Source organism: Sinomonas gamaensis, assembly GCF_005876955.1.
Taxonomy (GTDB): Bacteria; Actinomycetota; Actinomycetes; order Actinomycetales; family Micrococcaceae; genus Sinomonas; species Sinomonas gamaensis.
This window is the reverse complement of the sequence record NZ_SSCL01000001.1, coordinates 219,548-237,589: the sequence shown is the minus strand read 5'-3', so window position 1 is coordinate 237,589 and position 18,042 is coordinate 219,548. Positions and strand designations below refer to the sequence as shown.

General features: G+C 67.4%; 16 protein-coding genes and 3 tRNA genes. 3 read left to right on the top strand and 16 right to left on the bottom strand.

Annotation, left to right across the window (positions count from 1 at the left end; all coding sequences use genetic code 11):
- Nucleotides 1-32: 32 nt before the first annotated feature.
- From E5679_RS01125 to leuC, 4 genes are all read right to left on the bottom strand, one after another.
- Complete coding sequence (locus E5679_RS01125) at nucleotides 33-824, bottom strand: lysophospholipid acyltransferase family protein (protein ID WP_138413257.1); 792 nt, start codon at nucleotides 822-824, stop codon at nucleotides 33-35.
- On the bottom strand, nucleotides 821-2,143 hold the full coding sequence (murA, locus tag E5679_RS01120; protein WP_138413256.1) for a UDP-N-acetylglucosamine 1-carboxyvinyltransferase: 1,323 nt from the start codon (nucleotides 2,141-2,143) through the stop codon (nucleotides 821-823). Before murA ends, E5679_RS01125 begins: the two co-directional genes overlap by 4 nt.
- A gap of 141 nt (nucleotides 2,144-2,284) precedes the next feature.
- Complete coding sequence (gene leuD / locus E5679_RS01115; RefSeq protein ID WP_138413255.1) at nucleotides 2,285-2,884, bottom strand: 3-isopropylmalate dehydratase small subunit; 600 nt, start codon at nucleotides 2,882-2,884, stop codon at nucleotides 2,285-2,287.
- A gap of 32 nt (nucleotides 2,885-2,916) precedes the next feature.
- Nucleotides 2,917-4,353 (bottom strand): 3-isopropylmalate dehydratase large subunit, encoded by a 1,437-nt coding sequence (gene leuC / locus E5679_RS01110; protein WP_138413254.1) that lies wholly within the window; start codon nucleotides 4,351-4,353, stop codon nucleotides 2,917-2,919.
- Between the two features lie 119 nt (nucleotides 4,354-4,472).
- Between leuC and E5679_RS01105 the strand changes: the two genes are divergently transcribed.
- Both E5679_RS01105 and E5679_RS01100 read left to right on the top strand, forming a co-directional pair.
- Complete coding sequence (locus tag E5679_RS01105; protein ID WP_138413253.1) at nucleotides 4,473-5,192, top strand: IclR family transcriptional regulator; 720 nt, start codon at nucleotides 4,473-4,475, stop codon at nucleotides 5,190-5,192.
- Nucleotides 5,192-5,728, top strand: a complete 537-nt coding sequence (locus E5679_RS01100) for a DUF1697 domain-containing protein (RefSeq protein WP_138413252.1) — start codon at nucleotides 5,192-5,194, stop codon at nucleotides 5,726-5,728. Before E5679_RS01105 ends, E5679_RS01100 begins: the two co-directional genes overlap by 1 nt.
- Before the next feature lie 70 nt (nucleotides 5,729-5,798).
- Here the strand turns inward: E5679_RS01100 and E5679_RS01095 are convergent.
- The 8 genes from E5679_RS01095 to E5679_RS01060 form a co-directional block, all read right to left on the bottom strand.
- Nucleotides 5,799-5,871 (bottom strand) — tRNA-Glu (locus tag E5679_RS01095).
- A 72-nt stretch (nucleotides 5,872-5,943) separates the two neighbouring features.
- A tRNA-Glu gene (locus tag E5679_RS01090) sits at nucleotides 5,944-6,016 on the bottom strand.
- 47 nt (nucleotides 6,017-6,063) lie between these two features.
- Nucleotides 6,064-6,135, bottom strand: a tRNA-Gln gene (locus tag E5679_RS01085).
- Between the two features lie 73 nt (nucleotides 6,136-6,208).
- On the bottom strand, nucleotides 6,209-6,988 hold the full coding sequence (locus tag E5679_RS01080) for an HAD family hydrolase (RefSeq protein ID WP_138413251.1): 780 nt from the start codon (nucleotides 6,986-6,988) through the stop codon (nucleotides 6,209-6,211).
- The gene (gene gltX / locus E5679_RS01075) at nucleotides 6,981-8,498 is read right to left on the bottom strand and encodes a glutamate--tRNA ligase (RefSeq protein WP_138413250.1); all 1,518 of its coding nucleotides are present in this window, start codon (nucleotides 8,496-8,498) and stop codon (nucleotides 6,981-6,983) included. The genes E5679_RS01080 and gltX overlap by 8 nt, the downstream gene beginning before the upstream one ends.
- 54 nt (nucleotides 8,499-8,552) lie before the next feature.
- Nucleotides 8,553-9,341, bottom strand: coding sequence for a fumarylacetoacetate hydrolase family protein (locus E5679_RS01070; RefSeq protein WP_138413249.1), 789 nt, complete (start codon nucleotides 9,339-9,341; stop codon nucleotides 8,553-8,555).
- 93 nt (nucleotides 9,342-9,434) lie between these two features.
- Entirely contained in the window at nucleotides 9,435-10,547 is a 1,113-nt protein-coding gene (locus E5679_RS01065) for a branched-chain amino acid aminotransferase (RefSeq protein WP_138413248.1), read from the bottom strand.
- Nucleotides 10,548-10,645: 98 nt separating this feature from the next.
- Nucleotides 10,646-11,698 (bottom strand): 3-isopropylmalate dehydrogenase, encoded by a 1,053-nt coding sequence (locus tag E5679_RS01060; RefSeq protein ID WP_138413247.1) that lies wholly within the window; start codon nucleotides 11,696-11,698, stop codon nucleotides 10,646-10,648.
- Nucleotides 11,699-11,955: 257 nt separating this feature from the next.
- On the opposite strand from E5679_RS01060, the gene E5679_RS01055 reads away from it, so the two are divergent.
- Nucleotides 11,956-12,921, top strand: coding sequence for a type IV toxin-antitoxin system AbiEi family antitoxin domain-containing protein (locus E5679_RS01055; RefSeq protein ID WP_138413246.1), 966 nt, complete (start codon nucleotides 11,956-11,958; stop codon nucleotides 12,919-12,921).
- 82 nt (nucleotides 12,922-13,003) lie between these two features.
- Here the strand turns inward: E5679_RS01055 and metG are convergent, their stop codons facing one another.
- The 4 genes from metG to ilvN all read right to left on the bottom strand — a co-directional run bounded on the left by metG (nucleotide 13,004) and on the right by ilvN (nucleotide 18,040).
- Nucleotides 13,004-14,563: a methionine--tRNA ligase gene (gene metG, locus E5679_RS01050; protein ID WP_138413245.1), complete on the bottom strand. Its 1,560-nt coding sequence runs from the start codon at nucleotides 14,561-14,563 to the stop codon at nucleotides 13,004-13,006.
- A gap of 134 nt (nucleotides 14,564-14,697) precedes the next feature.
- Nucleotides 14,698-16,293: a phosphoglycerate dehydrogenase gene (gene serA / locus E5679_RS01045; RefSeq protein WP_138413244.1), complete on the bottom strand. Its 1,596-nt coding sequence runs from the start codon at nucleotides 16,291-16,293 to the stop codon at nucleotides 14,698-14,700.
- Nucleotides 16,294-16,463: 170 nt separating this feature from the next.
- Nucleotides 16,464-17,489, bottom strand: coding sequence for a ketol-acid reductoisomerase (gene ilvC, locus E5679_RS01040; protein WP_138413243.1), 1,026 nt, complete (start codon nucleotides 17,487-17,489; stop codon nucleotides 16,464-16,466).
- 38 nt (nucleotides 17,490-17,527) lie between these two features.
- Nucleotides 17,528-18,040: an acetolactate synthase small subunit gene (gene ilvN / locus E5679_RS01035; RefSeq protein ID WP_138413242.1), complete on the bottom strand. Its 513-nt coding sequence runs from the start codon at nucleotides 18,038-18,040 to the stop codon at nucleotides 17,528-17,530.
- Nucleotides 18,041-18,042 lie beyond the last annotated feature (2 nt).

Below are 18,042 nucleotides of genomic sequence, written 5' to 3'. Positions count from 1 at the left end.
GGGCGCGGCAACGCCGGAGGCGAGGCCAGCGCTCACGCGGAGGCTCCGCCGTCGTTCGCGGGGCTCTCCGTGCCGCGTGCCACGTCCCGGCCGTGGCGCGTCTGCTGATGCGCCGAAGGATCCCACCGCTCGGCAGGCGGCTGCTCGCCGCGAAGCTCGGCCAGGAGCGCCGTGATCGCGTCCATGATCTTCTCCGTGGCCGCGAGGAGAGTGGTCTTGTCCAGCGGGCGACCTTCGAACTCGGTCAGGTCCACAGGATCTCCGACCAGAACCCGGACGCGCTTCCGGGGCCAGACGTGGAACCGCTTGGCGTACCGCGGGAAGACCTCTTGGGCGCCCCAATGGGCAATCGGGACCACCGGAGCTCCGGTCTTGAGGGCGAGCCGGGCCGCTCCGGTGTGCCCCTTCATGGGCCACAGATCGGGATCACGGGTGAGAGTGCCTTCTGGGTAGATCAGGATCGCGCCGCCGTCCCCGAGCACCTCCCGCGCGACTTCGAGGGACTGCCCCGCCCCCGTGCCGCTGCGGTCCACAGGAATCTGCTTCGTGGACCGCATGATCTGACCGACCACGGGAGGCTTGAACAGGCCCGCCTTGGCCAGGAAGTGGGGTGGGCGGCCGTTGTTGTACAGCATGTGGCCCACGACGAGCGGGTCGATCTCCGTGCAGTGGTTGGGGCAGGCAATGAAGCCGCCGTCGGGCAGCTTCTCCGTGCCGAGCCACTTCCTGCCCATGAGCGCGTTCATGAGGGGGCGCACCACGGCGCCGGCGATCGCGAAGGCGACGCGCTCGCCGGCGCTTTCCGCCGTCGTCGCCCGGGTCATGCCGCTTCCTCGAGGTCGAAGTCCGCGCCGAGCGCTGCCAGCTTGTCCGTGAAGTGCTCGTACCCGCGCTTGATGACGTCGACGCCCGACGCGCGGGAAATGCCCTGGGCTGCGAGAGCGGCGATGAGGTGGCTGAAGCCGCCCCGCAGGTCCGGCACGTTGAAGTCCGCACCGTGCAGCTCGCTGGGGCCCGAGATGACGGCTGAGTGGAGGAAGTTCCGCTGCCCGAAGCGGCACGGAACGCTGCCGAGGCACTCGCGGTGGACTTGGATCTGGGCCCCCATCCTGCGCAGCGCCTCGGTGAAGCCGAAGCGGTTCTCGTAGACCGTCTCGTGGACGATCGAGACCCCGTCCGCCTGGGTGAGTGCCACCACGAGCGGTTGCTGCCAGTCGGTCATGAAGCCCGGGTGCACGTCGGTCTCGAGGACGAGCGGCGAGAGCTTCCCTCCCTTGTGGAAGAAGCGGATCCCGTCGTCCAGGATCTCAAGGCCCCCACCGAGCTTCCGGAACGTGTTGAGGAAGGTCATCATGTCCCGCTGGAGGGCGCCTTCGACGAAGATCTCCCCCTTGGTCACGAGAGCGGCGGAGGCCCACGAAGCCGCCTCGTTGCGGTCGGGAAGGGCCGTGTGGACGTAGCCCCCCAGTGTCGGAACGCCCTCGATCCGGATCGTCCGGTCCGACTGGATGGAGATGAGCGCACCCATCTTCTGCAGGACCGCGATGAGGTCCACGATCTCCGGCTCCGTCGCTGCGCCTGTCAGCTCGGTGATGCCCTCTGCGCGGGTGGCGCTCAGCAGGACCTGCTCCGTGGCGCCGACGCTCGGGTAGGGCAGCGAGATCTTGGCGCCCTTCAGGCCCTTGGGCGCGGAGATGCTGATGCCGCCCGGGCGCTTGTCCACGACGGCCCCGAACTCGCGGAGCACATTCAGGTGGTAGTTGATGGGGCGGTCCCCGATGCGGCAGCCGCCGAGGTCCGGGATGAAGGCCTCGCCGATCGCGTGGATGAGCGGGCCGCAGAAGAGAATCGGGATGCGCGAATCGCCGGCGTGAGCGTCGATGTCTGCGACCTGAGCCGTGCGGGCATTGGCGGGGTCAAGGGTCAGATCCCCCGCCGCATCCTTCCTGATGCCCACGCCGTGCAGCGCGAGGAGGTTGGTGACGACCTCCACGTCCTTGATCTCAGGCACGTTGCGGAGGATCGACGGCTCGTCACCGAGCAGCGCGGCGACCATCGCCTTCGGGACGAGGTTCTTGGCCCCGCGGACGGCAACCCGTCCCGAGAGCGGAACGCCGCCGCGGATGGTCAGGACACTGCTCATCGAATGTGCTTCCTCACTGCTCGCCTGCCCCACGGCGTGGCCGCGGACCTTGCTAAGCATAGAAGCTCGCGAGGTGGGCCGCGAAACGCCAAGCGGGCGCGCCTCCCCTCAGGGACGGTACGCCCGCCGAGTTCGGCCAGGTCAGGACTTGGCCGGGAGGGTGGTGGGCTTGAACGACGGCCGCGTGGCCTCGTAGGCGGCGATCTCGTCCTCGTGCTGGAGGGTCAGGCCGATGTCGTCGAGGCCCTCGAGGAGCCGCCACCGCGTGTAGTCATCGATCTCGAAGGGGGCCACGATGTTCCCGCAGGTCGCCGTCTTCGACTCGAGGTCCACGGTGATCTGGGTGCCCGGGTGGTTCTCGAGCTCCTTCCAGATCAGCTCGATGTCGTCCTGCGCCACGACGGCGGCGAGGAGGCCCTGCTTGCCGGAGTTGCCGCGGAAGATGTCCGCGAAGCGGGACGAGAGGACTGCCCTGAACCCGTAGTCCTTGAGAGCCCACACGGCGTGCTCCCGCGAGGAGCCGGTGCCGAAGTCCGGCCCCGCCACGAGGACCGAGCCGCGGTTGAACGGCTCCTGGTTGAGGATGAACTGCTCGTCCTTGCGCCACGACGAGAACAGGGCGTCCTCGAAGCCGGTGCGGGTGATCCGCTTGAGGAAGACGGCGGGGATGATCTGGTCGGTGTCGACATTGCTCTGGCGCAGCGGCACGCCGATCCCGGTGTGGGAGGTGAACTTCTCCATGGTTTTCTCCGTAATGTCTCGGCGGGGCCGGCTCAGGCGGCGCTGCTGGCGGCGGTGGCGGGCACGGGATCGAGGTCCGACGGCGACGAGAGGGTTCCGCGGATCGCGGTCGCCGCTGCGACGACGGGCGAGACAAGGTGGGTCCGGCCGCCCTTGCCCTGACGGCCCTCGAAGTTGCGGTTCGAGGTCGACGCGCACCGCTCGCCCGGGGCGAGCTGGTCCGGGTTCATCCCCAGGCACATGGAGCAGCCCGCGAAGCGCCACTCGGCGCCGAAGTCCTTGAACACCTGGTCCAGGCCCTCCGCCTCGGCCTCGAGGCGCACCCTCGCCGAGCCGGGAACCACGAGCATGCGCACGTTCGGATCCTTCTGGCGCCCACGGATGACGTCTGCCGCAGCCCGCAGGTCCTCCAGGCGGGAGTTGGTGCAGGAGCCCAGGAACACGGTGTCCACGCGGATGTCCTTCATCGGCGTGCCGGCCTCGAGCCCCATGTACTGCAGGGCCCGGCGGGCGGCGGCCTTCGAGTTCTCGTCGGCGAATGCCTCGGGGTCCGGGACCGCCTGCGAGAGCGAGACGCCCTGGCCGGGGTTGGTGCCCCACGTGACGAAGGGCTCGAGCTCGTCCGCGTCGAGGAACACCTCGGCGTCGAAGACCGCGTCCTCGTCCGTGTGCAGCGTGTTCCAGTACTCGACGGCGGCGTCCCAGTCTGCACCCTGCGGGGCGTGCGGGCGGCCCTTCATGAAGGCGTAGGTGGTCTCATCCGGCGCGACCATGCCGGCGCGGGCACCGGCTTCGATCGACATGTTGCAGATCGTCATGCGCGCCTCCATCGACAGCGCGCGGATGGCGGAACCGCGGTACTCAAGGACGTAGCCCTGGCCCCCGCCGGTGCCGATCTTCGCGATGACCGCCAAAATGATGTCCTTCGAGCTCACGCCCGGCTTGAGCGTGCCCTCGACGTTGATGGCCATCGTCTTGAAGGGCTTCAGCGGCAGCGTCTGGGTGGCCATGACATGCTCGACCTCGGAGGTGCCGATGCCCATCGCGAGCGCGCCGAAGGCGCCGTGCGTGGACGTGTGCGAGTCGCCGCACACGATCGTCAGGCCAGGCTGGGTCAGGCCCAGCTGCGGCCCCACCACGTGGACGATGCCCTGCTCCTTGTCCCCGAGGGGATGCAGGCGGACGCCGAACTCCTGACAGTTCGCGCGCAGCGTCTCGATCTGGGTCCGGCTCGTCGGGTCCGCGATCGGCTTGTCGATGTCCAGCGTCGGGGTGTTGTGGTCCTCCGTGGCGATCGTCAGGTCGGGGCGACGCAGGCGGCGGCCGGCAAGGCGGAGCCCTTCGAACGCCTGCGGGGAGGTCACCTCGTGCACAAGGTGCAGGTCGATGTAGAGAAGGTCGGGCTGGCCAGCCTCGCCCTTGCGCACAACATGCGCATCCCAGACCTTCTCGGCCAGAGTGCGTCCCATGGCCAGCTCCCTTCGTTCGCTCGCGCCTTCAGCGCCTGTCATACCAGTCCAGCAGGCGGTTCGCCCTGCGGCCACTCCATCGACTTGCATCTCAGATATTGAGACGGCAATATCAATCTATGGACAATTCTAGTGGCGTCGGCGTGATCGACAAGGCCGCAATGGTACTTGATGCCCTCGAAGCCGGGCCGACCACGCTCGCGCAGCTCGTGGCGGCCACTGGTCTCGCCCGCCCGACTGTTCACCGGCTGGCCCTCGCTCTTGTCCACCACCGCCTCGTGGCCCGCGACATCCAAGGGCGGTTCGTGCTCGGTTCGCGCCTCGTGGAGCTCGCATCCGCAGCCGGAGAGGATCGCCTCATTGCCGCCGCCGGCCCCATTCTCGTCCAACTCCGCGACGCCACGGGCGAAAGCGCCCAGATCTTCCGGCGCCAGGGCGACTGGCGCGTCTGCGTCGCGTCCGCCGAGCGGCCGGTCGGACTCCGCGACACGATTCCGGTGGGCACCCAGCTCACCATGAAGGCCGGATCCGCTGCGCAGATCCTCGTGGCTTGGGAGGATCACGATCGCCTCCTCGAGGGCCTCAACAACGCCCGCTTCACCCCCACCGTCCTGGCCGGCGTACGACGGCGGGGCTGGGCCCAGTCGCTCGGCGAACGCGAGCCCGGGGTCGCCTCAGTCTCGGCACCCGTGCGGGGGCCTTCCGGCCGCGTCATCGCAGCCGTCTCGATCTCGGGTCCCATCGAACGCCTGACCCGGCAGCCCGGACGCCAGCACGCCGAAGTCGTGTGCAGCGCTGCGCGCCTCCTCAGCGAGGCACTCCGCAAGGGCAACGACTGATGACGCCCTACGCGGTCTTCCTGAGGGGGGTCAATGTCGGCGGCATCAACCTCAAGATGGCCGACGTCCGCACCGTGATCTCCCGTCTGCCGGTCAGCGACGTCTCCACGCTGCTCGCGAGCGGGAACATCGTCCTTCGTTCCGAGCTGGGCGCGGCCGAGCTCAAGGACACGATCCAGACTGCCCTGCGCACCGAATTCGGGTACGACGCGTGGGTCATCGTCATGACCGCCGCGGATGTGGCCGCCACAATTGATGCCTGCCCGTATCCCTCCGACGACCCTTCGACGCATTCGTACGTGACCCTGTCCTCGGACCCCGCCGTGCTGGATGAGCTCTGGGCGCTGGCCGCCGGCGGAACCGAGCAGACCCGCCTCTCCCCCTTCGCGACCGCGTGGCTCGCCCCCGTGGGAAGCACGCTCGACAGTGCCATGTCGAAGGAAACGGGGAAAGCCAGGTTCAAGGCCACAACGACCACCCGAAATCTCCGAACGATGCTGAAGGTGAAAGCCGCCGCAGCCAAACTCGCCACGTGACCGCTGCGGCAGATCGACCGTGAAAATGAAAGAGCGCCCCGGCCTTGAAGACCGGGACGCTCTTTCGCAGTGACCCCAGCGGGATTCGAACCCGCGTTACCGCCGTGAGAGGGCGGCGTACTAGGCCGCTATACGATGGGGCCTCTTCACTGCTGACGCCTTTCCGAAAAAAGGCTTTCTCGAAAATAGCTGCGGATTACTCCGCAGCCATTCCGTGACCCCAGCGGGATTCGAACCCGCGTTACCGCCGTGAGAGGGCGGCGTACTAGGCCGCTATACGATGGGGCCAGTACTTTGACCGTCAGACCCGCCAATCGCTCACGGGGCGTCAGGAGCTGGGATACCAGGACTCGAACCTAGAATGACGGTACCAGAAACCGTAGTGTTGCCAATTACACCATATCCCAAGGCGTGTTCCGGGCCGGCGTCCCTGAACCATCGGTTCAAGTCCCTCCGTGCCCCTCAGCACGAGTAATTACTTTACTGGAACACTCGCCCGCCTGCCAAATCGCCGGCGCCGTCCGTCGCCGAGAGTGAGTCCAGGCCGATGAGGGCAGGCAACTCGGTCAGGCTGGAGATCTGCTCGCGCACCAGAGGAGCGAGATCTTCGGGAAGCGACCGCCCGAGGCGATTGAGCCAGACCCCGCGCAGCCCAGCAGCCTCCGCCCCGAGGACGTCGTGGTGCGGGTTGTCGCCCACGTAGACAGTCTGCTCTGGAGACGCATCCACGAGCCGAAGTCCTTCGTGGAAGATCGCGGGATCCGGCTTGGCCGCTCCCACAGCATCGATCCCCACGAGGATCTTGATCCGCTGGAGACCCGCGTGGTCGAGCTTTGCCCGCTGGTAGTCATGGACGTTGTTGCTCACGGCCCCAAAGGCGATTCCCGCAGCCTCAAGCGTGTCGAGCAAGGGGGCCACGTCATCGAACGCGCGCACATAGCGCGGCTGAGCCGTCTCGTACGCCTCAAGCCACGCCCGCGCCGCCGTCTGGTCCACGAAGGCCGCCCCGGCGTTGGCGAGGCATCGCTCGGCACGCAGCACGCGCTGCTCGGCGAAGGTGATCTCCCCCGCCACGTACTGGTCGTAGATGTCGTCAGAACCGCGGGTGAAGGTATGGCAGAACGCGGCCCATCCAGCCTCGTCGAGGTCGACGTAGGCGGCCGTGACCTCTCGCAGGGCGCGGTGCATCGCCCCTTCAAGGTCCACGAGCGTCTCGTCGATGTCGAGCAGCACCGCGGCCACCCGGGCAGCGTCAGCCACGGAAGGCCTTGAGGCGGGCGAGCGAGGACTCTTTGCCGAGGATGACCATCGACTCGAAGAGCGGCGGCGACACGCGGCGGCCGGAGACAGCCGTGCGCACTGGGCCGAAGGCAAGCCGCGGCTTGATCCCCAAGCCGTCGACGAGCGCCGACCGCAGCGCCTCCTGGACTGCTTCGGCCGTCCACTCGGCCAGCGGTTCAAGGGCCCCGATCGCGGCATCGAGCACCTCGGTGAGGTTCTCGGGGAGGCCCTTCCGCGCGTCCTCCTCCACGGTGATCGCTGAATCGTCGGCGAACAGGAAGCCGAGCATGCCGGGAGCCTCGCCGAGGAGCGTGATGCGCTCCTGGATGAGCGGAGCGGCTTCCATGAGGATCTGCTCCTCGCGCGACGTCAGGGTCTCGCCCACTATCCCCGCGGCGCGCAGGTATGGAAGGAGCCGACCCCGGAAGTCCTCGGGCGCCAGCAGGCGGACGTGCGTGCCGTTGATGGCTTCCGCCTTCTTCTGGTCGAACCGCGCGGGATTGGGCAGCACGTCCTTGATGTCGAAGTTCTCGATCAGCTGCTCGACCGTGAAGATGTCCTCATCGGCGGAGAGCGACCAGCCGAGCAGGGCCAGGTAGTTGAGGAGGCCTTCCGGGATGAAGCCGCGGTCCCGGTGGTGGAACAGATTCGACTGGGGGTCGCGCTTCGACAGCTTCTTGTTGCCCTCGCCCATGACGTACGGCAGGTGGCCGAAGAGCGGCATGTAGGCGGCGACCCCGACCGCATGGAGCGCGTGGTAGAGGGCCACCTGACGCGGCGTCGAGGACAGGAGGTCCTCCCCGCGCAGGACATGGGTGATCCCCATGAGCGCGTCGTCCACGGGGTTGACGAGCGTGTACAGCGGCGAGCCGTCAGCACGCACCACCACGAAGTCCGGCACTGTGCCGGCCTTGAAGCGGATTTCCCCGCGGATGAGGTCGTCGAAGACCACGTCCGTCTCCGGCATGCGGAAGCGGAGCACCGGTTCGCGCCCCTCGGCCCGGAACGCGGCGATCTGCTCGGGGGTCAGGTCCCTGTCGGAGTTGTCGTACCCGAGCTTGGGATCGCGCCCCGCGGCCCGATGCCTCGCCTCGATCTCGTCGGGAGTCGAGTAGGACTCATAGAGGAAGCCCGCCTCCTTGAGCTTCCCGGCGACCTCCTTGTAGAGGTCCAGACGGCGAGACTGACGATACGGCTCGTGAGGGCCGCCGACGTCGATGCCCTCGTCCCAGGTCAGCCCGAGCCAGCGGAGCGCTTCGACGATCTGCTCGTAGCTCTCCTCGGTGTCCCGCTGCGCGTCGGTATCTTCGATACGGAACACGAACGTTCCTCCCGTGTGGCGCGCGTAGGCCCAGTTGAAGAGGGCCGTGCGGACCATGCCCACGTGGGGCGTGCCGGTCGGCGACGGGCAGAAGCGGACGCGGACAGGGGTGTCCGGAGTGACGGAGGGAATGGCGTTGGCGTCGTGCAGCTCAGCGGCGGAAGTCATAGTGACCCTATTCTAGGCCGCTGGCGAAGCTCCTCCCCCGACCCTCAGAGGCGGTCAGCGGCGCACGATCGGGTTCGAGAGCGTGCCGATGCCCTCGATTTCGACGTCGACCCGGTCCCCCTCCGAGACGAGGCCCACGCCCGCCGGCGTGCCGGTCATGATCACGTCGCCGGGGAGGAGGGTGAAAGCCTGCGAGACGGCCGCGACGAGCTCCCGCACACCGAACACCATGTCCGCAGTCGTCCCATCCTGCACCACGTTCCCGTTGAGGCGTGTCACGAGCGAGAGGTCCTCGGGATCGAGTTCCGTTTCGATCCACGGTCCGAGCGGCGACGACGTGTCAAAGGACTTGGCTCGAGCCCACTGCACGTCGGAGCGCTGCTTGTCCCGAGCCGTGAGGTCGTTGCCCACTGTGTAGCCGAAGATCACATCGTCCGCCTTCTCAGCGGGAACGTCCTTGCAGATCCGGCCGATCACCACGCAGAGTTCGCCCTCGTAGGAGACCTCCTCGGTCCACTCCGGCAGCACCACCGGGTCGCCGGGTCCGACGACGGCCGTGTTCGCAACGAGGAACATGGCCGGTTCCGTGGGGAGCTCGTTCCCGAGCTCCTTGGCATGGTCCGCGTAGTTGCGCCCGATGCCCACTACCTTGCTGCGGGGAATGATCGGAGCGAGAAGCCGGACATCCTCAAGACGGTGGGTCTGTCCCGTCGGAGTGACTCCCTGGTAGAAGGGGTCGCCCTTGATCACCGCAACCTGCTCATTGCCGGGATCGCCGTGGACGACTCCGTAGACGGGCGCCGCATCCGCAGCAGAATCAATGACAAAACGGGCGATGCGCATGGCCTCACCCTATCGCGGTCCAGCACCCGGACGACGACGGCGCCTCCCCAAACCGGGGACGCGCCGTCGTGCGTTGCGTAGGCGAGCCGATGCCTAGGCGAGCCGTGTCAGCCAGCCGTGGAGGTCCTCCACGGTGCCCGTCTGGATCCCGAGAAGCTGCTCGCGGATGCTCATGGCCACCGAGTCCGGGCCCGGCTGCGGTGACACCAGCGAGCCATCGGCCGTCTTGAGCTCGCTGATCGGCGTGATGACCGCGGCTGTGCCGCACGCGAACACCTCCGCGAGGGTGCCATCGGCCACCGAGGCGCGCCACTCGTCGATCGTGATCTTGCGCTCCTCGACGGAGAGCCCGCGGTCCGACGCAAGCTGGAGGACCGAATCGCGCGTCACTCCGTGGAGGATGTTGCCGTTGAGCGCGGGAGTGACCAACCGGCCGTCGGTGAACACGAAGACGATGTTCATCCCCCCGAGCTCCTCGACAGCGTTGTCGTTGTACGGGTCAAGGAAGATGACCTGCTTGCAGCCATGCTCCTCGGCCTCCAGCTGAGCCGCGAGCGACGCCGCGTAGTTGCCGCCGCACTTCGCCTCGCCCGTGCCGCCGTGGCCTGCCCGCGCAAAGTGTTCCGACAGCCAGATGGACACCGGCTTGAGCTCTCCGCCGAAGTAGTTGCCCGCCGGCGATGCGATCACCCGATAGGAGACTTCACGTGCCGGGCGGACTCCGAGGAAGGCTTCCGTGGCGATCATGAAGGGCCGAAGGTACAGCGCTTCACCCTCGCCGCTCGGCACCCAATCCTTGTCCACCGAGACCAGCTGGCGCAGGGACTCGACGAACAGCTCCGGCGGGAGCTCGGGCAGGGCGAGGCGGCGGGCAGAGCGGTTGAAGCGGTGCGCGTTGGCCTCAGCACGGAAGGTCCAGACGCTGCCGTCGGCGTGCCGGTAGGCCTTGAGGCCCTCGAAGATCTCCTGGCCGTAGTGGAGCACCGCCGCCGCCGGGTCCATGGCGATCGGACCGTACGGCTCAATCCGCGCGTCGTGCCAACCCCCACGCCCCTCGGCGTCTACCGACCAGTCGACCACTGCAGTGTGATCAGTGAAGTAGTTGCCGAAGCCCGGGTCCGCGAGGATCGCGGCGCGCCGCTCAGCGCTCGTCGGGTTCTCGGTGAGCCGCTGCGCGAAGTCAACGCCGACGGCGTTCTGAGTCATTGGTCCTCCACATCAATCGGGGCTTTGATCCCGTCTGTGCCCGTTCATTCCACGGCACTCCCCCGGGGCACGGCCCCGGGCTGCCTACAGCTTACGCCTCACAACCGGGCCGCGATCGCGTCGCCGATCTGCGACGTCGTGCGCTGTTCGCCCGCGGTGCGAGACTCGACGTCGGCCCGAACGGCCTCCTCGATCCGCGCGGCCGCTTCGCCTTGGCCCAGGTGGTCGAGCAGCAGCGCGGCGGAGAGGATCGCGGCCGTCGGATCAGCCTTCTGCTGGCCGGCAATGTCCGGCGCCGAGCCGTGGACGGGCTCGAACATGGACGGCGCCGTGCGGTCGATGTTGATGCTGCCCGACGCGGCGAGGCCGATTCCGCCCGTCACAGCCCCAGCGAGATCCGTCAGGATGTCGCCGAACAGGTTGTCGGTCACAATGACGTCGAACCGTGACGGGTCGGTAACGAGGAAGATCGTCGCTGCGTCGACGTGGAGATAGTCGTGCTGGACCTCAGGGAACTCGGCCGCAACAGCCTCGACCGTGCGCTTCCACAGGTGACCCGCGTGGACCAGGACGTTGTGCTTGTGCACGAGTGTTACCTTCTTGCGCAGCCGCTGCGAGGCACGGCGGAAGGCGTCGCGGACAACTCGCTCAACGCCATAGGCCGTGTTGACCGACACCTCGGTGGCAATCTCGTGCGGGGTGCCGACGCGCAGGGCACCGCCGTTGCCGACGTAGGGACCCTCAGTGCCCTCGCGCACCACGACGAAGTCGACCTCGCCGGGCTCGGTCAAGGGGCTCCCAACGCCTGCGTACAACCGCGAAGGACGGAGGTTGACGCAGTGGTCGAGGGTGAAACGCAGCTTCAGGAGCAGCTCCCGCTCGATGAGCCCCGACGGGATGCGGGTGTCACCAGGGGCGGCGCCCACCGCGCCGAAGAGGATAGCGTCCCTGCCCCGGATGTCGTCGAGGACGTCGTCGGGGAGCGTCTCCCCCGTGGCGAGCCAGTGCTGGGCGCCGAGGGTGTAGTGCGTCTCCTTGACCTCGACACCCGTGCCGTCGAGCACCGAGCGGAGGACTTTCAGGGCCTCAGTGGTGACCTCAGGGCCTATGCCGTCGCCGGGGATCACTGCAAGGTCGAGAGTCTGCGTCATGGAGCCACCTTAGCGGCGTCATCCATATGCTGGGCATTTGGTCTCGCTATCCGGACAGCCTTCGCCGAGGTCGGGTCGTGTGACGCCGAGGTCGGGCCCCCTGCCGCCGACATCGGGCCCCCCGCCGCCGAGGTCGGGCCCCCTGCCGCCGAGGTCGGGCGAAGCAGTTACTCCCCCACATAGCAGACCTCCCGATGTTATCCACATAGGAACGCGAACGACTCTCCCCGCCAGCGCTCCCGCTGAAGACTCAGGACATGCACCTCAATCTGGATCCCAAGTCAGCGCGAGCCCTCAAAGCACTAGCCGAGCAATCGCCGTCGGCCACTCCGATGTTCCTGCGGTCGGAACTCGTAGCAGCAGGGGTCGACGGGAAAGCCATCCGGAATCTGCTCGAGGACGGCTCACTTGTCCGGCACGAGCGTGGGGTCTATGCCGCGAACGTCGGAACCAGTGCAAGCCCCGAGCTTGTGAGAATCCAGGCGCACGATGCTGCATCGTCAGGCCAATCACATATCTACACCCACACCTCCGCAGCCCATATTTGGGGGCTGTCGGTGTGGCGGGCACGCCCGTTGGTGCATGTGGCACACGCGAGCCGCCGCGGCGACGGCGGACCTCTCGGCGATGTTGTCCGGCATAATCAGCGAATCCCGGCTCGCGACGTCCGTCTGGTGGGCGCGCTCCGGGTGACTTCGCTCGAACGGACAATCGTCGATTGTGCGCGGCTTTTACCGTTCGAGCAGGCCGTAGTCATCGCCGATTCCGGCCTATCCCGGGGCGCTGACGAAGCGGTTCTCCAACGGCTCGTCAGTGAAGGAAAAGCGACTCGAGGAATCCGCAAGGTGCGTGAGGCGCTGCTCGCGGCCGACGGTCGCTCCGAATCACCAGCCGAGAGCCGATTTCGCCTGCTGCTCGCCGAGTGGAACCTCCCAGAACCGGAACTCCAACTCTGGATCCAGACCGCGACAGGCCACGAACGAGTGGATTTCGGGTGGCCGAACCGACGGATTGTCATCGAGGTACACGGCTACGGGAAGTACTTCGATTACCTCCCGATAGACGAGAAGGTCGCTCAGCAGCAGGCGCGCGAGGCGCGGCTGCTTGCGGCCGGCTGGCGCGTTCTCAACGTGTATTGGCCGGAGCTCGACGACCCCATCACGTTGGGCGCGAAAGTCAAGGCCTTCGTGAGGACACCTCACGCAGCTGTGCAGCTGCCGTAACGGCGGCCCGACCTCGGCGGCACACGGCCCGACCTCGGCGCCACACCACCCGACCTCGGCGGCACATGGCCCGACCTCGGCCTCAGGCTTCGGTCGGCTCCTCGTACTTCGGGAAGATCGGCACCGGCGCGGGCAGCGTTGTCCCCGGGAGGATGCGCGCTCCGAGCGCCGAGAACTGTCGGGCGTCACCCTGCGGCTGGCCGAGGGCGTCGAGGAGCTTCCCGGCGGACCCGGGCATGACCGGCTGAACCAGCACCGACACGATCCGCAGAACTTCGAGCGTCACGTACAGCACCGTGGCCATGCGGGCGGGGTCGGTCTTGCGCAGCACCCAGGGGGCCTGCTCGGCGAAGTACGCGTTGGTGTCGCCGAGCACACCCCAGATGGCCTCGAGCGCCCGGCTGAACTCCTGCTTCTCGAACGCGGCGCGTGCGGCCTCGAGCAGTCCGTCGGCGGCCTCGAGCAGGGCCTCGTCGGCGGCTGTGAACTCCCCCGGTTCCGGTACGACGCCGTCCAGGTTCTTGGCGACCATCGACAGCGACCGCTGCGCGAGATTGCCGAGATTGTTCGCAAGGTCGGCGTTCATCCGCCCCACGATGGCGTCGTGGTTGTAGCTCCCGTCCGCACCGAACGGCACCTCACGGAGGAGGAAGTAGCGCACCTGATCCAGGCCGTACTGGCTGGTGAAGTCCCGCGGCGCGACGACGTTGCCGAGCGACTTGGACATCTTGACACCGTTGTTCTGCAGGAAGCCGTGGATCATGACGCGCCGGGGCACCTCGATCCCGGCGCTCATGAGGAATGCAGGCCAGTAGACCGCGTGGAAACGCGAGATGTCCTTGCCGATCACATGCACGTCCGCGGGCCAGAACTTCTGGAAGGACTCGGAGTCGACGTCGGGGAACCCGACGCCGGTGAGGTAGTTCGTGAGGGCGTCGACCCACACGTACATGACGTGCCCAGGGGCGTCGGGAACCGGGATTCCCCAGTCGAAGGTCGTGCGGGAGATCGAGAGGTCCTCGAGTCCACGCTTGACGAACGAGATGACCTCGTTGAACCGATACTGCGGGGCACCGAACTCCGGCTGCGCCGCGTAGAGCTCGAGGAGCTTGTCCTGATAGGCCGAAAGCCGGAAGAAGTAGCTCTCCTCGGCGGTCCAGGTGACTTCAGTGTCGGTCTCCTTCGAGTACCGCACACCGTCGCGCACGATGGTCTCGTCCTCGGTGTAGTACGCCTCGTCGCGCACGGAGTACCAGCCCTCGTACTTGTCGAGGTAGATGTCCCCGTTCTCCTCCATGCGCTTCCAGATCGTCTGGGCGGAGGCATAGTGATCGGCGTCGGTGGTGCGGATGAACCGGTCATAGCTCACCCCAAGCGCCGCGTGGGTCTCCTTGTAGAGTTCCACGTTGCGGTCCACCAGTTCCTTGGGCGTCATGCCCTCCTTCTGGGCGGACTGCGCGATCTTGAGCCCGTGCTCATCGGTGCCCGTGAGGAAGAAGACGTCGTAGCCGTCCAGCCGCTTGAAGCGCGCCATCGCGTCCGTCGCGATGTACTCGTAGGCATGGCCGATGTGCGGCTCGCCGTTGGGGTACGTGATGGCGGTGGTGATATAGAACGGTGTCTTCTCAGCTGCGGACGTCACCCTAAGAATTTACCGGATCCGCGGGACCGGCGCGGCGAATGCGTCGACGGACGACGGCGGGCCTCACCGCATGCGGTGAGGCCCGCCGTCGTCGTGCGTGTCAGGATGAGCTGGCTCGTCTGGCGAGCTCAGGCCTAGTCCTCGAGGTCGATCTCCCGCACCGCGGTCGCGCCGATCTCGCTCTTCACGGTTTCGAGCACGTTGGCCGGGATCTTCGAGTCGACCGTGAGGAGCGCCATCGCCTCGCCGGCCTGCTCGGCGCGGGCCACCTGCATGCCGGCGATGTTGACGCCGTTCATGCCGAGGATGTGGCCGATCGTTCCGATGACGCCGGGGCGGTCGGTGTAGGTCATCACCACGAGGTGCTCCGAGACGGGGATCTCGAGGTCGTAGCCGTTGATGCCCACGAGCTTCTGGATCTGCTTCGGACCCGTCAGCGTGCCCGCGACCGAGACCTGGCTGCCGTCGGTGAGCAGGCCGCGAATGGTCAGGACGTTCCGGTAATCCTCTGCCTCGGACGTGGTCAGCAGACGGACCGCAACACCGCGCTGCTCCGCGAGAACCGGCGCGTTGACGTAGGAGACCTTCTCCGAGACGACGTCCGTGAATACGCCCTTCAGCGCGGCGAGCTCAAGGGACTTGACGTCGAGCGAGGCGATCTCGCCCGCGACCTCGACATCGATCTGCGCCACCGGCTCGTGGCTCAGGGCGGTGAAGATGCGGCCGAGCTTCTCGATCAGCGGAATGCCCGGGCGCACGTCGGGGGCGATGACCCCGCCAGCGACGTTGACGGCATCCGGGACGAGCTCGCCGGCGAGGGCGAGCCGCACCGACTTCGCGACCGAGATGCCAGCCTTCTCCTGGGCCTCGTCCGTCGAGGCACCGAGGTGCGGCGTGACGACGACGTTCGGGTACTCGAAGAAGGGGAGATTGGTGCTGGGCTCCTTCTCGAAGACGTCGATGCCCGCGCCCGCGATCTGCCCGGCCTCGAGGGCCTTCGTGAGCGCGTCCTCGTCGACGAGCCCGCCGCGGGCCACGTTGACCACGTATGCGGTCTTCTTCATCTTCTCGAAGGCGTCCGCTCCCAGCATGCCGACGGTTTCCGGGGTCTTCGGCATGTGGATCGTGATGAAGTCGCTCTGTGCGAGGAGTTCGTCGAGGGTGACGAGCTTGACGCCGAGCTGAGCTGCGCGCGCCGAGGTGACGTACGGGTCGAAGGCGACCACATTCATCTCGAACGCCTGCATGCGCGCGGCGACCAGCGCCCCGATGCGGCCCAGGCCGATCACGCCGAGCGTCTTGTCGAGCAGCTCGATTCCCGCGAACTTGGACCGCTTCCACTCGCCGCCCTTGAGGGAACCGTTTGCGGCGGGGATGTTGCGGGCGAGGCTCAGGATGTGGCCGCACGTGAGTTCGGCGGCGGACACGATGTTCGACGTCGGCGCATTGACCACCATGACGCCCGCCTGCGTGGCGGCCTTGATATCGACGTTGTCCAGGCCGACGCCTGCGCGGGCGATGACCTTGAGCTTCTTGGCTGCTGCGATCGCCTCGGCGTCCACCTTCGTGGCGGAGCGGACGAGGATCGCGTCGACGTCTGCGATGGCGGGAAGAAGCTGGGAGCGGTCGGCGCCGTCGGCGTGACGGATCTCGAAGTCGGGGCCGAGGGCATCGATGGTGGCAGGCGAAAGTTCCTCGGCGAGGAGGACGACGGGCTTCTCGTTGGACACGGGCGGGGCCTCTCCGGTCAATGGGGCGGATATGGGCGGGGCGGGGACGGGCGGCCGGGTGCGGGCGGGCGGATCAGCACCTGGGCCGGGATGTGTGGCGGTCGTCAGGGGGTGGGCGATGACAGCCGGACGCGGCGGGCGCACGGGGCGCCCGCCGCTTCGGTCGGCGACTAGCGGGCGACGGAGCCCTCGGTGTAGTCGTCGTTCTGCTTGATCCACGAGAACAGCTTGCGCAGTTCGCGGCCCGTGGCCTCGATCGGGTGATCCTCGCCCTTCTTGCGCAGCTCGAGGAACTCCTTCGCGCCGTTGGCCTGATCGTCCATGAAGCGCTTGGCGAACGTGCCGTCCTGGATGTCCGCGAGGACAGCCTTCATGTTCTCCTTCACGTGCGGGTCGATCACGCGCGGGCCGGAGACGTAGTCGCCGAACTCGGCCGTGTCGGAGACGCTCCAGCGCTGCTTGGCGATGCCGCCCTCGACCATGAGGTCGACGATGAGCTTGAGCTCGTGCAGGACCTCGAAGTACGCGATCTCGGGCTTGTAGCCGGCCTCGGTCAGCGTCTCGAAGCCGTACTGGATGAGCTGCGACGCGCCGCCGCAGAGGACGGCCTGCTCGCCGAAGAGATCCGTCTCGGTCTCCTCGGTGAAGGTCGTCTCGATGACGCCGGCACGGGTGCCGCCGATCGCCTTCGCGTAGGAGAGCGCGAGCTCCTTGGCCTTGCCAGAGGGGTTCTGCTCGACGGCGATGAGGTCCGGCACGCCGCGTCCGGCCTCGAACTCGCGACGCACGATGTGGCCCGGGCCCTTGGGGGCGACGAGGGCGACGTCGACATCGGCCGGGGGCTTGATGAAGCCGTAGCGGATGTTGAAGCCGTGGCCGAAGAACAGGGCATCGCCGGCCTTGAGGTGATCGGCGATGGACTCGGAGTAGACCTTCGCCTGGACCTGGTCCGGGGTGAGGATCATGATCAGGTCGGCTTCCTCGGCGGCCTCGGCCACCGGGACGACGCGCAGGCCCTCGGCCTCGGCCTTGGCCTTGGACTTCGAACCCTCGGCGAGGCCGACGCGCACGTCGACGCCGGAATCGCGCAGGCTGAGCGCGTGGGCGTGGCCCTGGCTGCCGTAGCCGATCACGGCGACCTTGCGGCCCTGGATGATCGAGAGATCGGCGTCGTCGTCGTAGTAGAGGTGAGTCACTTGATTTCTCCTTGGTACTTCACTGGGAAACTTGCTTCTTAGCTTGCGCGCAGCGCGCGGTCGCTCATCGACCGCGAACCGCGTCCGATCGCGAGCGTGCCCGACTGCACGATCTCGCGGACGCCAAACGGCTCAAGAACGGTGAGAAGCGCATCGAGCTTCTCGGTCGTCCCGGTCGCCTCGACGACGACGGCGTCGGTCGACACATCCACGATCGACGCGCGGAAAAGCTCCACGGCCTGGGTGACCTGAACTCTGGTCATCGAGTCCGCGCGGACCTTGATGAGGACGTGATCGCGACGGACTGAGTTCTCGGGCAGCAGCTCGACGATCTTGATGACGTTCACGAGCTTGTTGAGCTGCTTGGTCACCTGCTCGAGGAGGTCGCCCTCCGCATCGACGACGACGGTCACCCGCGAGATCCCCTCGACCTCCGTGGGGCCCACGGCAAGCGAGTGGATGTTGAACGCGCGCCGCGCGAAGAGGCCGGCGACGCGCGTGAGCACGCCCGGCTTGTCCTCGACCAGCACGGACAGGGTGTGGCGGGCCATGC

Coding starts and splice junctions, on each gene's coding strand:
- E5679_RS01125 (WP_138413257.1), bottom strand. CDS start 824: ATGACCCGGGCGACGACGGCGGAAAGCGCCGGCGAGCGCGTCGCCTTC.
- murA (WP_138413256.1), bottom strand. CDS start 2,143: ATGAGCAGTGTCCTGACCATCCGCGGCGGCGTTCCGCTCTCGGGACGG.
- leuD (WP_138413255.1), bottom strand. CDS start 2,884: ATGGAGAAGTTCACCTCCCACACCGGGATCGGCGTGCCGCTGCGCCAG.
- leuC (WP_138413254.1), bottom strand. CDS start 4,353: ATGGGACGCACTCTGGCCGAGAAGGTCTGGGATGCGCATGTTGTGCGC.
- E5679_RS01105 (WP_138413253.1), top strand. CDS start 4,473: ATGGACAATTCTAGTGGCGTCGGCGTGATCGACAAGGCCGCAATGGTA.
- E5679_RS01100 (WP_138413252.1), top strand. CDS start 5,192: ATGACGCCCTACGCGGTCTTCCTGAGGGGGGTCAATGTCGGCGGCATC.
- gltX (WP_138413250.1), bottom strand. CDS start 8,498: ATGACTTCCGCCGCTGAGCTGCACGACGCCAACGCCATTCCCTCCGTC.
- E5679_RS01070 (WP_138413249.1), bottom strand. CDS start 9,341: ATGCGCATCGCCCGTTTTGTCATTGATTCTGCTGCGGATGCGGCGCCC.
- E5679_RS01065 (WP_138413248.1), bottom strand. CDS start 10,547: ATGACTCAGAACGCCGTCGGCGTTGACTTCGCGCAGCGGCTCACCGAG.
- E5679_RS01060 (WP_138413247.1), bottom strand. CDS start 11,698: ATGACGCAGACTCTCGACCTTGCAGTGATCCCCGGCGACGGCATAGGC.
- E5679_RS01055 (WP_138413246.1), top strand. CDS start 11,956: ATGCACCTCAATCTGGATCCCAAGTCAGCGCGAGCCCTCAAAGCACTA.
- ilvN (WP_138413242.1), bottom strand. CDS start 18,040: ATGGCCCGCCACACCCTGTCCGTGCTGGTCGAGGACAAGCCGGGCGTG.